This window comes from Xanthomonas sp. NCPPB 1128 (assembly GCF_001043115.1).
Taxonomy (GTDB): domain Bacteria; phylum Pseudomonadota; class Gammaproteobacteria; order Xanthomonadales; family Xanthomonadaceae; genus Xanthomonas_A.
Genome location: NZ_LFME01000054.1, coordinates 1 through 14,049 on the forward strand (window position 1 = coordinate 1; position 14,049 = coordinate 14,049).

A 14,049-nucleotide genomic window follows, 5' to 3' on the forward strand; every position below is an offset into this window, starting at 1 on the left:
GGGGATTGGGGATTCGTGGAAGCCTAGCCCCTCTCCCACCGGGAGAGGGGTTGGGGTGAGGGTACGGCTGCGCGAGGCAGGTGATCGCTGCACTTACTGCCTGGCTGCGTGAGCGGCCGTACCCTCATCCACCCCTTCGGGGCACCTTCTCCCGGAGGGAGAAGGAAATGCCGGCCCGCTTCCTTTTTCAGCGCATGAAGACGCCATGGGCTGCAATGCCGCACACCGACGCCCAGACGTGCAGCCCCTCTCCCACCGGGAGAGGGGTTGGGGTGAGGGTACGGCTGCGCGAGGCAGGTGATCGCTGCACTTGCTGCCTGGCTGCGTGAGCGGCCGTACCCTCATCCACCCCTTCGGGGCACCTTCTCCCGGAGGGAGAAGGAAATGCCGGCCCGCTTCCTTTTTCAGCGCATGAAGACGCCATGGGCTGCAATGCTGCACACCGACGCCCAGACGTGCAACCCCTCTCCCACCGGGAGAGGGGTTGGGGTGAGGGTACGGCTGCGCGAGGCAGGTGATCGCTGCACTTGCTGCCTGGCTGCGTGAGCGGCCGTACCCTCATCCGCCCCTTCGGGGCACCTTCTCCCGATGGGAGAAGGAAGCGCCGGCCCGCTCATTCCCCGCTTGGCGACGGCGCGCTGGGTCGCCAGGCAGCAGGCTATGGCAACGCACGCACCAGCAGTTCCTCGACCGGCACACCCGCCTGCAGCGTGCCGAACGCCAAGCCATGCGCGCCGGCGAGGCGGCTGCGCACGAATGTGGCGGCGGCCGGGCTGGCACTACGCAGCAGGAGCGCGGCCTGCAAGGCCAGTGCGATGCGTTCGGCAAGGCTGCGTGCGCTGAACTCGTCCACCTCGGCGTTGCCGGCCAGCGGCGTATGCAGCGCGTCCAGCACCGCGTCGTAGACCGGGTCCATACCGGCAGCCGTCTGCAGCTCCGCCAGCACTGCGGCGGCAGTGGCCGGTTCGCGCGCCAGCGCGCGCAGCACGTCCAGGCATTGGATGTTGCCGCTGCCCTCCCAGATCGAATTCAGCGGTGCCTGCCGATACAGCCGCGGCAGGATCGACTCCTCGACGTAGCCGGCGCCGCCCAGGCATTCCTGCGCCTCGTTGACGAAGGCCGGCGCGCGCTTGCACAGCCAGTACTTGCCCAGCGCGGTGGCGATGCGCGCGAACGCCGCTTCCGACGCGTCGGCGTCGGCCGCGTCCACCGCGCGTGCCACCCGCAGCGCGAACGCGGTGGCGGCTTCCGATTCCAGGGCCAGATCGGCCAGCACGTTGCGCATCAGCGGCTGCTCGACCAGACGCTTGCCGAAGGCGACGCGATGCCGCGCGTGGTGCAGCGCCTGCGCCAGCGCCATGCGCATCTGCGCGGCGGCGGCGAGCATGCAGTCGAGCCGGGTCAGCATCACCATGCCGATGATCCGCGCCACCCCGCGTCCCTCCTCGCCGACGCGTTGCGCCCAGGCGCCGGCGAATTCCACTTCGCTGGACGCGTTGGACCAGTCGCCCAGCTTGTCCTTCAACCGCATCAGCCGCAGTGCGTTGAGCCGGCCATCGGGTAGGCGCCGCGGCAGCAGGAAGCAGGTCAAGCCGCCTGGCGCCTGCGCCAGCACCAGGAAGCCGTCGGACATCGGTGCGGAGAAGAACCACTTGTGCCCGACCAGGCTGTACGCACCGGCCCCGTCCAGCGGCGTGGCGACGGTGGCATTGCGGCGCACGTCCGAGCCGCCCTGCTTCTCGGTCATGCCCATGCCCAGGGTGATGCCGGCCTTGTCGGCGATCGGCACGTCGCGCGGGTCGTAGTGCGGCGCGGCGGCCTTGTCGGCCCAGTCGCGCAGGGCCGGCTCCTGTCGCAACACCGCGACCGCGGCATGGGTCATGGTCAGCGGGCAACTGGTGCCGGCCTCGGCCTGGTGGTGCAGGTAGCTCAGCGCCGCACGCGCCACATGCGCACCCGGCTCCGGAGCATGCCAGGACAGCCCGGCCACGCCATGGCGTTTGGCCGCGTCCAGCAACTGGTGATAGGCCGGGTGGAATTCGACCGTGTCGATGCGGTGGCCGTAGCGGTCGTGCGTGCGCAGCCGCGGACGGTCGCGGTTGGCGTCGAAGCCGAGCCGATACAGCGCATCGCCCGCCAGCGCACCGTACTGCGCCAGCGCCGCGGCGAAGGCGTCGGCGCCCTCGCGTGCGCAGGCCTCACGCAGCACCGCGTCGTCGGCCCACAGATCGCGCGGTTCGAACGGCGGCGGCTGGTTGTCGACCGTATGCGTGGCGAACGCCGGCAGGTCCGTGTGCATGCATCTCCCTCCCAGAAGCGCTGCGCGCATTGTGGCCGATCCGTCGCGCCGCCGCGAACGCGCGTGGCGGATTCTCATCTCCTGCACACCGGCTTGGACACAGTGGCGCCCATGCCGAATGCCGCTTCCCAGGACCTGGTGGTGCTGCGCCCGGAAGGGCTGTACTGCCCCGCCGGCGACTTCCATATCGATCCCTGGCGGCCGGTGCCGCGCGCGGTCATCACCCATGGCCACGGCGACCACGCGCGCTCTGGCATGGGCGAATACCACTGCACCGCCGTGGGCCTGCCGATCCTGCGCTGGCGACTGGGCGAGCAGGTGTATCACGCCTACGACTACGGCACCCGCTTCACGCTCGGCCGTGCGCAGGTCTCGCTGCATCCGGCTGGCCACGTGCTCGGCTCGGCGCAGGTGCGCATCGAAGTGGATGGCGAGGTCTGGGTGGCCTCGGGCGACTACAAGCGCCAGCCCGATCCGACCTGCGCGCCATTCGAGGTGGTGCGTTGCGACACCTTCATCACCGAGGCCACGTTCGCGCTGCCGGTGTACCGTTGGCCGGACACCAGTGATGTCGCGCGGGAGATCGTCGCCTGGCGCCGCGAGTGCGGCGCGCGCGGCGAGGCCGCGGTGCTGTTCTGCTATGCGCTGGGCAAGGCGCAGCGCGTACTCGCCGAATTGCAGCCGTGGGACGACCTGCCGGCGCTGCTGCACGGCGCGGTGGCGGCCGGCGTGGCGGTGTACCGCGAGGCCGGCGTGGCGATGCTGGACACGCGCACGGTGTCCGAACTGGACAAGCGCGCCGACTACGCCGGGCAGTTGGTGCTGGCGCCGCCGTCGGCCGCCGGCAGCCCGTGGCTGCGCCGCTTCCGCCATGCGCAACTCGGCTTCGCCTCGGGCTGGATGCGGCTCCGCGGCAACCGCCGCCGGCGCAACTACGATCGCGGCTTCGTGGTCTCCGACCATGCCGACTGGCCCGACCTGCTGCGCACCATCGACGACACCGGCGCGCGTCGGGTGATTGCGACCCACGGCAACACCGACGCGATCATCCGCGCACTGAACGAACGCGGCGTCGCCGCCGAAGCGTTCCGCACCGACTACGGTGGCGAGGAATGAAGCGCTTCGCCGCGCTGTACCGGCAACTGGACCAGAGCACCGCGACGCTGGACAAGCGCGCGGCGCTGGTCGCGTATTTCGAACAGGCGCCGCCGGCCGATGCGGCCTGGGCGATCTGGCTGCTCAGCGGCGGCAAGCTGCGGCGCATCGCCAATACGCGCGAACTGCGCGAATGGATCGCGCAGGAAAGCGGCCTGCCCGGCTGGCTGGTGGACGACAGCTACGACCATGTCGGCGATCTCGCCGAGACCCTGACCCTGCTGCTCGACGATCCGGCGGAAACCCCGGACCCGGCGCCGCTGCGCGACTGGATCGAAGAGCGCCTGCTGCCGGTGGCGGCGCAGGACGACGCCGCGCGCCGCGCCGCGGTGGTCGCCGGCTGGCACAGCCTGGCCTTCGACGAGCGCCTGCTGTTCAACAAGCTGCTGACCGGCGCGCTGCGCGTGGGTGTGTCGCAGCGGCTGGTGCAGCAGGCGCTGGCGGCGATGTCCGGCATCGACATCGCGCGCATCGCCCAGCGCATGCTCGGCGCCTGGTCGCCGACGCCGCAGGCGCTGGAGCAGTTGCTGTCGGACGAGGTGCTGCCCAGCGACCGCCAGCAGCCCTACCCGTTCTTCCTCGCCTCGCCGCTGGAAGCCGAGGCCGCCACGCTCGGTGCCCTCGACGACTGGCTGCTGGAATGGAAATGGGACGGCATCCGCCTGCAACTGATTCGCCGCGACGGCGAGGTGGCGCTGTGGTCGCGTGGCGAGGAACGCCTGGACGGGCGCTTCCCGGAAATCGAAGCGGCCGCGGCGACGCTGCCGCGCGAGGCGGTGATCGATGGCGAACTGCTGGTCTGGCGCGAGGGCGAGCCCGCGCCGCTGCCGTTCACCGCGCTGCAGACCCGCATCCAGCGGCGCAAGCCCGGCGCCAAGACTCTGGCCGATACGCCGGCGCGGGTGCTCGCTTACGATCTGCTGGAGCTGGACGGCCAGGATCTGCGCGAGCAACCGCTGCAGCAGCGCCGCGCGCAGTTGCAGGCGCTGCTGGAGGCGCACGCCGATCCGCGCCTCACGCTGTCGCCGCAGGTGCAGGCCGCAACGTGGGAGCAGGCGGCGATGCTGCGCGAAGATTCGCGCGTGCGCGGCGTGGAAGGCCTGATGCTCAAGCGCGCCAATTCGCCCTACCAGTCCGGCCGCCGCCGCGGCGACTGGTGGAAATGGAAGGTGGCGCCGCTGACCATCGACGCGGTGCTGCTGTACGCGCAGGCCGGCCACGGCCGGCGCAGCACGCTGTACACCGACTACACCTTCGGCCTGTGGGACGGCGAACAGTTGGTGCCCGTCGCCAAGGCGTACTCGGGGCTGGACGACAGCGAGATCCTGGCGCTGGACCGCTGGATTCGCGCGCACACCACCGAGCGCTTCGGCCCGGTGCGCGCGGTGACGCCGTACCAGGTATTCGAGCTCGGTTTCGAGGCGGTGAATCGCAGCAGTCGGCACAAGTCCGGGATCGCCGTGCGCTTCCCGCGCATCCTGCGCTGGCGCCACGACAAGCCGTTCGCCGAAGCCGACCGCTTGAGCACGCTGCAGGCGCTGGCGCGATGAGCGCAGCGGCGGTGCGCCGGCGCCCGGCCGATGCGCCGTTGTACGCCTGGTTCGCGCAGCAGGGCTGGCAGCCATTGCCGTTCCAGCGCGCGCTGTGGGGGCACTACCTGGACGGCGGCTCCGGGCTGCTGCACACGCCCACCGGCAGCGGCAAGACTCTGGCCGCGTTCGGCGGCCCGTTGCTGGAGGGCCTGCGCGCGCAGGCAGCGGCGCAGGCGGCGGCAGCCACCAGGAAGCCCGCACGCGGCGGCGACACCGCCAGCACCTCCGCCAAGGCTGGCGCGCCACCGCGTACGCGCCGTCAGGCGCAGCGCGATCTGAAGGTCTTGTGGATCACCCCACTGCGCGCGCTCGCCGCCGACACCCTGCGCGCGTTGCGCGAACCGGCGCAGGCGCTGGGCCTGGACTGGCAGATCGGCCTGCGCACCGGCGACGCCAGCGCGCGCGACAAGCGCCTGGCACGCAGTGGCAAGCTCGATGTGCTGGTGACCACGCCCGAATCGCTGGCGCTGCTGCTGTCCTATCCCGACACCGCGCCGCAGCTGGCGACGCTGCGCTGCGTGATCGTCGACGAGTGGCACGAACTGCTCGGCAACAAACGCGGCGTACTGCTGCAGCTGTGCCTGGCGCGGCTGCGCGGCTGGGCGCCGGCGCTGCGCACCTGGGGCCTGTCGGCCACACTCGGCAACCTGGACGAGGCGCGCGACGTGCTGCTGCCGCACCTGCCGCAGGCGCCGATCGTGGCCGGGGTCAAACCACGCACGCTGACCCTGGAGACGCTGGCACCGGCGGTCGGCGAGCGCTTCCCCTGGGCAGGCCACCTGGGCCTGGCGCAATTGCCGCGGGTGCTGGAAAAACTCTTCGCGGTACGCACCAGCCTGCTGTTCACCAACACCCGCGCGCAAGCCGAACTGTGGCACCAGGCACTGACCTCGGTGTGGCCGGAAGAGGCGCATACGCTGGCCTTGCACCACGGCTCGCTGGATCCGGCGTTGCGCAGCGCAGCCGAACAAGGGCTGCGCGACGGCAGCCTGCGCTGTGTGGTGGCGACCTCGAGCCTGGACCTGGGCGTGGATTTTCCCGCTGTCGATCAGGTGCTGCAGGTCGGAAGTCCCAAGGGCGTGGCGCGGCTGCTGCAGCGCGCCGGCCGCGCCAAGCACCGTCCCGGTGAGGCCGGCCACGTGCTGTGCGTGCCTTCGCACGCCCTGGAACTGGTCGAATACGCCGCGGCGCGCCGCGCCATCGCCCATGGCCGCATCGAATCGCGGCCGGCGCCGCGGCTGTCGCTGGACGTGCTGGCCCAGCACTGCATCACCTGCGCGCTGGGCGGCGGCTTCGCTGCCGACGCGCTGTACGCCGAAGTGCGCGGCACTGCCGCCTTCGCCGCGCTGGATGCGCCGACCTGGCAGGCGGTGCTGGAGTTCGTCGTGCAGGGCGGACGCGCGCTGGCGCAGTATCCGGACTACCGCAAGGTGGTGCTGGACGCAGACGGCCTGTACCGCGTGCACGACCGCCGCATCGCCCTGCGCCATCGCCTGTCGATCGGCACCATCACCAGCGACGGCAGCGTCGCGGTGCGCTTCCTGCGCGGCGGCCGCCTCGGCGCGGTGGAAGAGCAGTTCGTCGGCCGCCTGCGCCGCGGCGATCGCTTCCAGTTCGCCGGGCGCCTGCTGGAACTGGTGCGGCTCGATGACATGACCGCCTACGTGCGCCTGGCCAAGGGCGGCGACGGCAGCGTGCCAAAGTGGATGGGCGGGCGCATGCCGCTGTCCTCGGAACTGGGCCACGAGGTGGAAGCGGTGTTCGCACATCCGCATGGCGAAGCCGAACTACGCGCGCTGGCGCCACTGCTCGGCCTGCAGCGCGCGCTGTCGGATCTGCCGGCACCGCAGCGGCTGCTGGCCGAGCGCGTGCGCGCCCGCGACGGCCAGCACCTGTTCGTGTATCCGTTCGCCGGCCGCCAGGTGCACGAAGGCCTGGCCGCGCTGCTGGCGCTGCGCTGGGGCCGGCGGCAGCGCAATACCTTCAGCTTCGCCGCCAATGACTACGGCTTCGTGCTGTCGCCGGCCGAGGACGCGCCGATCGACGCGGCGCTGCTGCGCGACCTGCTGAGTCCGGCGCAGTTGTTCGAGGATCTGCGCGAGAGCCTCAACCTGGGCGAACTGGCGCGCCGCCAGTTCCGCGAGATCGCCCGCGTCGCCGGCTTGTTGCCGCCGAGCCTGCCCGGCCGCCTGCCGCGCAGCCTGCGCCAGCTGCAGGCGTCCAGCGGCCTGCTGTACGACGTGCTGAGCCGCTTCGATCCCGAACACCTGCTGCTGGCGCAGGCCGAGCGCGAGGTGCTGCAGGGCCAGATGGAACTGACCCGGCTCGCCGCCACCCTGGACGATTGCGCGGCGCGCGAGCTGGCGCTGCACAGCCCACGCAGCCTCACCCCGCTGGCGTTCCCGTTGTGGGCCGAAAGCATCCGCGGCCAGCTCAGCACCGAGGACTGGAAGGCGCGGGTGATGCGCGCGGCGGCGCAACTGGAGCAGCGCCATGCGCGCTGAACTGGACTGGCGGCTGGCCGGCGAACCGATGCGCCTGCTTGGCGATCGTGCGCTGTACTGGCCGGCGCGGCGGCGCCTGCTGATCGCCAACCTGCACCTGGGCAAGGCGGACGTCTTCCGCCGCGCCGGCATCGGCCTGCCGCGCGGCGGCACCGCGCTCGACCTGGCGCGGCTGTCGGCCTTGCTGCAGGCGCAGGATACGACGGAATTGTGGGTCCTCGGCGACGTGCTGCACGGGGCCGTGCGCGATGCCGACTGGCAACGCCAGTGGCATGCCTGGCGCGCGCAGCATCCGCAACTGCGGGTGGCGGCGATCGCCGGCAACCACGACCGCGCCCTCGCCGGTGCCGGGCTGGACATCGCCCTGCTCGGCGCGCAGGTGGAGGACGGCCCGTTCGTGCTGCGTCACGATCCGGCCACGGATGCGCAGCGCCACGTGCTGTGCGGGCACCTGCACCCGCTGGTCAAGCTGCCGGGCCTGCGCCCGCGCTGGCCCGCGTTCTGGCTGCGCGAGGGCATGACGGTGCTGCCGGCGTTCTCGCACTTCACCGCGGGTGTCGCCCCGGTGCTGGCGCCGGGCGAGCGCCTGGTCGCCTGCGTCGAAGGCGCGGCATTGGCGCTGCCGGTGGCGACGGCGTAGGTCGGGCGCGGCGGCGTCTGTTCGCGACTGCAACCGAAGCGGCAGGTGCGCTGCCGTACTGTCGGAGGGACTTCAGTCCCGACACGTCCGCCATCAAGGCGTCGGGACTGAAGCCCCTCCCACAGTGCAATCGCAAACATCGCGCGAGTGTTGGTAACCCTGCCCCGGACGCTTAGGTATCGCGCGGGGCAGCCCATGACCGCGATCAAAGCAACACGTGCACTGCCCTAGTGTGAGAGGGACTTCAGTCCCGACGCGACCAACTGAAGGGTGTCGGGGCTGAAGCCCATCCCACACAAAATTGGCGAATCGCGGCACGACAGTGTTGTAAGCGCAAACACAGAACAACCGCGGAACCACGGATGCCCTGCCACCTGTCGTAGGAGCGGCTTCAGCCGCGACCGGGCTTTTCCGGGAAAGCCCGGTCGCGGCTGAAGCCGCTCCTACGACACCACGGCACCATCGCCATCGGACCGCGCTCGCTGCGTCGCGCTCTGCACGCGCCGTCGCCGCGACGAATCACCGAAGCTCGCGTCCAACCGCGTCCGCGACCTCGCCGCCTACGGCAGCGCCAAGCGCCACGTCACCGCCTCCTGCAACGCCTCGAAAAACTCCGGCGCCAGCGGCAGCTTGCCGAACCAGCCGTGCTGGGTGCCGCTGAGCACGCGCAGCATATGTCCACGGCCGCCAGGCATGCGACCGGCCGGGCGCATCCCCACGTCGCGCAGCCGCGCCGCCAGGTCGCGCTCGGACTGGAACAGCGGGGTCAGCCAGCGGCTCCAGAAGTGATACACCGCCACATGCGCCTGCCGCTGCGCCTGATAGCGCGCCAGCGCCGCGTCGATGTCCGCAGCGGTACGCAGGCTCTCGCTCAGCGCCCAGGCATCCATCAGCGCCATGTTGACGCCCTGCCCCAGCTGCGGGCTCATCGCATGCGCGGCATCGCCGGCCAGCACCAGGCGGCCGCGGTACCAGTGTCGCTGCACCGCATCGCGGTAGCTGGCCCGCGCCAGTTGCGCCGGCGCGTCGATCTGCGCCAGGCGGTCGCGCGCCTGCGGCCACAGCTGCGCGATTTCCTCCAGCCACGGCGGCCTGCCACGCGCCTGCCAGGCATCGAACTCGGCGGTCGGCAGGCTCCAGAAGAAACTCACCCGCGGCTCGGCATCGCCAGGGCGCGTCCCCACCGGCAGCAGGCCGATCATCTTGCGTGCGGCCACGTAGCGCTGGCGCAGCTCGTCGGCGAAGGCCCAGTCGCCGCGCGGCAGCAGGCACCACAGCGCGCCCCACGGATACACCCGGTCCAGCCGCGTCGCCTGCACCTGCGCGCGCAGCGCCGAGGCCGAGCCGTCGCAGGCGATCACCAGGTCGAACGGCCCATGCCAGCGGCCGTGCTGGTCCTGCACGCGGCGCAACGTGTCGTCGATGGCGACGATGTGGGTATCGCGCTGCAACGTGGCGTAGCCGTCCCACGCCTGCGCCAACGGGGCGAACAAGGCGCCGCGCTGCATGCCCAGCCCGAACAGCCGTGCATCCAGATCGCGGTAGCGCATGTCCATCACCGCGCGTCCGCACGGGGTCTCGCCGTACAGGCGGTGCACCGGCGCGCCGTAGGCCAGGGCCTGCTCGAGCAAGCCGATCCGCCACAGCACCTGCAATCCGGTCGGCTGCAGCAGGAAGCCGGCGCCGACCGGCCCGGGCTGCGCCGCACGCTCGAACACCTGCACGCGGTGCCCGTCGCGCGCCAGCAGCAGCGCCAGCGTCTGGCCCGCCGTCCCGTAACCGACGATCCCGATCTGCAGTCCTTGCCTCATCGCATCCACTGTCCGCGGACGCCGCCACGGCGGCGGCGTCTCCCACAAAAAACCCCGCCGAAGCGGGGTTCAAGGCACAACCGAGTCAACGCGAGCGCTTACTCGACCGGCGTGATATTCGAGGCTTGCGCGCCCTTCGGACCCTGGGTCACGTCGTAGCTGACACGCTGTCCTTCCTGCAGGCTGCGGAAGCCCTTGGAGTTGATCGCGGAGAAGTGCGCGAACACATCGGCGCTACCGTCTTCCGGAGAAATAAAACCAAATCCCTTGGCGTCGTTGAACCACTTGACGGTACCGTTCGGCATGGTGATGCGAGACCTTTTGCAGTGAATGGGTGGTGGTTGTGCGGCAGCCGCACCGGCGGAGTATGCAAAGCTTGCGCAACGAAGACAATCACCCGCGCGCCAGTTCCCCCACCAGCTCCGGCAAGCCGACCGAGGCCGCCTCGACGTTGGCCAGCACCTCGGCCAGGGTGATCTCCTCCGCGTCGCCGCAGCCGGCCGCCCAGTTCGCCACGATCGCCAGGCAGGCGTAGTCCAGGCCCAGCTCGCGCGCCAGCCCGGCTTCGGGCATGCCGGTCATGCCGACCAGGTCGCAGCCGTCGCGGCGCAGCCGCGCGATCTCGGCGATGGTTTCCAGGCGCGGCCCCTGGGTGGCGGCATAGCAACCGCCGTCGACCAAGGCGGTGCCGGTGACGCGCGCGGCGGCGAGGATCTTGCTGCGCAGCAGCGGCGAATACGGATGGCCGAAATCCACGTGCAGCACCTCGCTGCCCGGCTCCTCGCACAGGGTCGAGATGCGCCCCCAGGTGTAGTCGATCAGCTGATCCGGGCAGGCCAGCACGCGCGGGCCGAAGCGCTCGGTGATGCCGCCGACCGTGTTCAACGCCAGCACGCGCGTGGCACCGATCTGCTGCAGCGCAGCAAGATTGGCGCGGTAGTTGATCTTGTGCGGCGGCAGCGAATGGCCTTCGCCGTGGCGGGCCAGGAAGGCGACGCGGTGGCCGAGCAGCGTGCCGACCCGCACCGGGCCGGAGGGCGCGCCATAGCGCGTTTCGACCTGGTGGGTCTGCACGTCGTCCAACTGTGCGAGCTTGTAGACGCCGGTGCCGCCGATGACGGCCAGTGCGATGTTGTCCATGCGGATCCTCGAATGGAAGGGAACGCCTGCGCCGGCGGCGGGGAAACGGCAGCGGCGGAGGCGAGGCGGGCTCGCCTGCCCGCTTACTCCTTCATCGCGTAGATCGCCGGCAGGTTGCGCAGGGCCTCGTTGACGTCCATGCCGAAGCCGAACACATAGCGGTCCGGCACCTCGACGCCGATGTAGTCCGCGCTGACCCCGGGCACGCAGCGGTCGTGGCGCTTGACCGTCAGCGCGGCGATGCGCACATCGGTGGCGCCCTGCTCCAGGCACCACTCGCGCACCGCCTTCAGGGTCAGGCCTTCGTCGAGGATGTCGTCGAGCAGCAGCACGCGGCGGCCGTACAGCGCGGTGGCCGGGCGGTGCTTCCACACCAGTTCGCCGCCGACGGTCTCGCCGCGGTAGCGGGTGGCGTGCAGGTAGTCCAGTTGCAGGTCCTGGCCGCGGCTGCCCAGTTCCAGCGCCAGCTGGCCGGCGAACGGCAGCGCGCCGTGCATGATGGTCAGGTAGACCGGGGTTTCGCCGCGATAGTCGGCGGCGATGGTGTCGGCCATGTGGGCGATGGCCTGGTCGATGCGCGAGCGATCGACCAGCAGGTCGGCCTGGGCCAGGGCCTGGGCGATGGTGGGAGTGGACATCAGGCGGTTTTTCCGAAGGTGGAGAGCAGATGGGATTGGGTATGGCCGTAGCGGGCGTCGGCCAGCAGGCCGTCCCAGCCGAGGCCGCCGCGGCCGATCAGGCCGAGCAGCGCGGCGGTGTTGAGCGGGCGGTCGCGCACGGCCTGCAGCGAGTCGTCGACCAGTTCCGGGTGGCAGACCAGGACCACGTCGCAGCCGGCGTCCAGGTGTGCGGTGACCCGCGCGGCGACGCCGCCGGCGGCGAACGAGGCGGCCATGCCGATGTCGTCGGAGAACACGACGCCGCGGAAGCCCAGCTCCTGGCGCAGGATCTGCTGGATCCAGCGCGGCGAGTAGCCGGCCGGTTCCGGTGCCACCTGCGGATAGACCACGTGCGCCATCATCACCGCGTCGGCGCCGGCGGCGATGCCTGCGGCGAACGGCACCAGGTCTTCCTGGCGCAGGGTCTCCAGCGGACGCGGGTCCTCGGCGCTGTCGACGTGGGTGTCCTCGAGCACGGTGCCGTGGCCGGGGAAATGCTTGAGGGTCGCGCCCATGCCCACGCTGTGCATGCCGCGCACATAGGCCGCGGCGAAGGCCGCGACCACCTGCGGGTCGTCGCTGAAGGCGCGGTCGCCGATGGCGCGGTTGCCGCGGGCCAGGTCCAGCACCGGGGCGAAGCTCAGGTCGACGCCGCTGGCGCGGATCTCGCTGGCCATCAGCCAGGCATGCTGTTCGGCCATCTGCAGCGCCGCGGCCGGATCGCGTGCGTACAGCGCACCGAAGTCCTGCAGCGGCGGCAGCGCGCTGTAGCCCTCGCGGAAGCGCTGCACGCGGCCGCCTTCCTGGTCCACGCACAGCAGCAGCGGCCGCGGCGCGGCGGCGCGGATCGCCGCACTCAACTCGGTCACCTGCGCACGCGAGGCGAAATTGCGCTTGAACAGGACCACGCCGGCCACCGCATCGTGCTGCAGCCAGTCGCGCTCCTGCGCGGTGAGTTCGGTACCGGCAACGCCGATCGCGAGCATGCGGGGGATTCCTCCTGCCGGCGCGGTTGAGGCGCCTGTGGGCCGGCATTGTCGCAGATGCCGGCGTCGGCGGCAGGTCGGCGCGTGGCATGCCGGGCGCAGGCCTGGCCCGTGGCGGTGGCAGCGTGCAACGGATTGGGCGCAGGATCGCCGTCGCGGCCACCGAGAAATGCCGCAAGGCGCCGGCGGCGCGCGACGAACGAGTCCAAGCGCGGCAGCGTGAGCTCCCCGGACCGCGTGGCGGGCGACGCCGCCTGGTCCAGCGCGCGCGGCGACGCGGCGTCTCCGATTGGCCTCTCGACACGCCGTGCCGACGCGAGGCCGACACAGGCCAGTCATGAAACGCATGCGGAGCGGCCTGTGGCATGCCGGAACAGGCGATGTCCGTCACGCGGAAGGCCAGCCGGCACGGTGCGGCCGCCCTCCGCGTCCGTCAGCGGGGCGCTCTACCGATCGCCGCAGCCGCGTCGCAGCGCAAGGAACGCTGTTCCGTCGCCGTACTGACGTGGACCGCGGCGACGCGCTGTGTGCCGCAGGCAGTCATTGCCTCTCGCCGGGGTGGCACGCTAGACCGCGCACCCGTCCGGACCGCAATCGCGGCCCGCCTCGGCGTCGACCAGCAGGCCACGCACCGTCGCTGCGATCACCTCCGGCGGCTGCGCGCCCTGCAGCGCCTGGCGCCCATCGATGACATAGGTGGGCACCGCACGGATGCCCATGGCCTGCGCCTGTTGCAGCTCCGCCTCGATCTCGTCCAGCCCTTCGTCGCCACCCAGCAGTGCCTGCACCCGTGCCGCCGACAGCCCGCCCGCGGCGCCGGCATCGCACAGCGTCTGCGCATCGGCCAGGTTGCGGCCCTCGGCGAAGTGCGCATGGAACAGCGCTTCGGCGACCGCGTCGACGTCGCCCTCGCGCGCAGCCAGCCACAGCAGCCGGTGCGCCGGCAGCGTGGTCACCCGCACCTGGCCGCGGCCGAAGTCGAACGGCAGGCCTTCGGCACGCGCGGTGGCCTGGGTCTGCGCCAGGATCTGCTCGGTGCGCGCCGCCCCGCCGAACTTGGCCGCATAGGCCTCGCGCAACGGCACCGGCTCGGTGCCGGCGTCCGGATCCAGTTGATACGGATGCCAGTGGATCTCCAACGGAGGCGCGTCCGCGCCAAGCGACGCAAGACCTTGCTGCAACCGGCGCTTGCCGATCCAGCACCAGGGGCAGACCACGTCGGACCAGATATCGATGCGCATGAGCGGGGATTGGGGATTGGGG

Annotated in this window: 11 protein-coding genes; 4 read left to right on the top strand and 7 right to left on the bottom strand. The window is 71.4% G+C overall.

The window, feature by feature from the left end:
* Window positions 1-658 precede the first annotated feature (658 nt).
* Window positions 659-2,299 carry an acyl-CoA dehydrogenase family protein gene (locus ACP93_RS20290; RefSeq protein WP_048492470.1) on the bottom strand — a complete coding sequence of 547 codons (1,641 nt, stop codon included), beginning with the start codon at window positions 2,297-2,299 and terminating at the stop codon, window positions 659-661.
* A gap of 111 nt (window positions 2,300-2,410) precedes the next feature.
* Between ACP93_RS20290 and ACP93_RS20295 the strand changes: the two genes are divergently transcribed.
* Genes ACP93_RS20295 through pdeM form a run of 4 tightly spaced genes read left to right on the top strand, consistent with a single transcriptional unit; the run spans window position 2,411 to window position 8,190 of the window.
* On the top strand, window positions 2,411-3,415 hold the full coding sequence (locus tag ACP93_RS20295; RefSeq protein WP_048492471.1) for a ligase-associated DNA damage response exonuclease: 1,005 nt from the start codon (window positions 2,411-2,413) through the stop codon (window positions 3,413-3,415).
* Window positions 3,412-5,004 (top strand): ATP-dependent DNA ligase, encoded by a 1,593-nt coding sequence (locus ACP93_RS20300; protein ID WP_048492472.1) that lies wholly within the window; start codon window positions 3,412-3,414, stop codon window positions 5,002-5,004. The genes ACP93_RS20295 and ACP93_RS20300 overlap by 4 nt, the downstream gene beginning before the upstream one ends.
* Window positions 5,001-7,550, top strand: a complete 2,550-nt coding sequence (locus tag ACP93_RS20305; protein WP_048492473.1) for a ligase-associated DNA damage response DEXH box helicase — start codon at window positions 5,001-5,003, stop codon at window positions 7,548-7,550. The genes ACP93_RS20300 and ACP93_RS20305 overlap by 4 nt, the downstream gene beginning before the upstream one ends.
* Window positions 7,540-8,190 carry a ligase-associated DNA damage response endonuclease PdeM gene (pdeM, locus tag ACP93_RS20310; protein WP_048492474.1) on the top strand — a complete coding sequence of 217 codons (651 nt, stop codon included), beginning with the start codon at window positions 7,540-7,542 and terminating at the stop codon, window positions 8,188-8,190. The genes ACP93_RS20305 and pdeM overlap by 11 nt, the downstream gene beginning before the upstream one ends.
* 560 nt (window positions 8,191-8,750) lie before the next feature.
* On the opposite strand, the gene ACP93_RS20315 is transcribed toward pdeM, so the two are convergent.
* From ACP93_RS20315 to ACP93_RS20340, 6 genes are all read right to left on the bottom strand, one after another.
* Entirely contained in the window at window positions 8,751-10,001 is a 1,251-nt protein-coding gene (locus ACP93_RS20315) for an FAD-dependent oxidoreductase (protein ID WP_048492475.1), read from the bottom strand.
* 98 nt (window positions 10,002-10,099) lie between these two features.
* Window positions 10,100-10,306, bottom strand: a complete 207-nt coding sequence (locus tag ACP93_RS20320; RefSeq protein WP_003488188.1) for a transcription antiterminator/RNA stability regulator CspE — start codon at window positions 10,304-10,306, stop codon at window positions 10,100-10,102.
* 88 nt (window positions 10,307-10,394) lie between these two features.
* Complete coding sequence (locus tag ACP93_RS20325) at window positions 10,395-11,147, bottom strand: S-methyl-5'-thioinosine phosphorylase (RefSeq protein ID WP_204243726.1); 753 nt, start codon at window positions 11,145-11,147, stop codon at window positions 10,395-10,397.
* Window positions 11,148-11,224: 77 nt separating this feature from the next.
* Complete coding sequence (locus ACP93_RS20330) at window positions 11,225-11,779, bottom strand: hypoxanthine-guanine phosphoribosyltransferase (protein WP_048492477.1); 555 nt, start codon at window positions 11,777-11,779, stop codon at window positions 11,225-11,227.
* Entirely contained in the window at window positions 11,779-12,786 is a 1,008-nt protein-coding gene (gene nagZ, locus ACP93_RS20335) for a beta-N-acetylhexosaminidase (RefSeq protein WP_048492478.1), read from the bottom strand. The genes ACP93_RS20330 and nagZ overlap by 1 nt, the downstream gene beginning before the upstream one ends.
* A 566-nt stretch (window positions 12,787-13,352) precedes the next feature.
* Entirely contained in the window at window positions 13,353-14,027 is a 675-nt protein-coding gene (locus tag ACP93_RS20340; RefSeq protein WP_048492479.1) for a DsbA family oxidoreductase, read from the bottom strand.
* Window positions 14,028-14,049 lie beyond the last annotated feature (22 nt).

Excerpts from the sequence above, each read along its gene's own strand:
- ACP93_RS20290 (WP_048492470.1), bottom strand. The coding sequence starts at position 2,299 with ATGCACACGGACCTGCCGGCGTTCGCCACGCATACGGTCGACAACCAG.
- ACP93_RS20295 (WP_048492471.1), top strand. The coding sequence starts at position 2,411 with ATGCCGAATGCCGCTTCCCAGGACCTGGTGGTGCTGCGCCCGGAAGGG.
- ACP93_RS20300 (WP_048492472.1), top strand. The coding sequence starts at position 3,412 with ATGAAGCGCTTCGCCGCGCTGTACCGGCAACTGGACCAGAGCACCGCG.
- ACP93_RS20305 (WP_048492473.1), top strand. The coding sequence starts at position 5,001 with ATGAGCGCAGCGGCGGTGCGCCGGCGCCCGGCCGATGCGCCGTTGTAC.
- pdeM (WP_048492474.1), top strand. The coding sequence starts at position 7,540 with ATGCGCGCTGAACTGGACTGGCGGCTGGCCGGCGAACCGATGCGCCTG.
- ACP93_RS20315 (WP_048492475.1), bottom strand. The coding sequence starts at position 10,001 with ATGAGGCAAGGACTGCAGATCGGGATCGTCGGTTACGGGACGGCGGGC.
- ACP93_RS20320 (WP_003488188.1), bottom strand. The coding sequence starts at position 10,306 with ATGCCGAACGGTACCGTCAAGTGGTTCAACGACGCCAAGGGATTTGGT.
- ACP93_RS20330 (WP_048492477.1), bottom strand. The coding sequence starts at position 11,779 with ATGTCCACTCCCACCATCGCCCAGGCCCTGGCCCAGGCCGACCTGCTG.
- nagZ (WP_048492478.1), bottom strand. The coding sequence starts at position 12,786 with ATGCTCGCGATCGGCGTTGCCGGTACCGAACTCACCGCGCAGGAGCGC.
- ACP93_RS20340 (WP_048492479.1), bottom strand. The coding sequence starts at position 14,027 with ATGCGCATCGATATCTGGTCCGACGTGGTCTGCCCCTGGTGCTGGATC.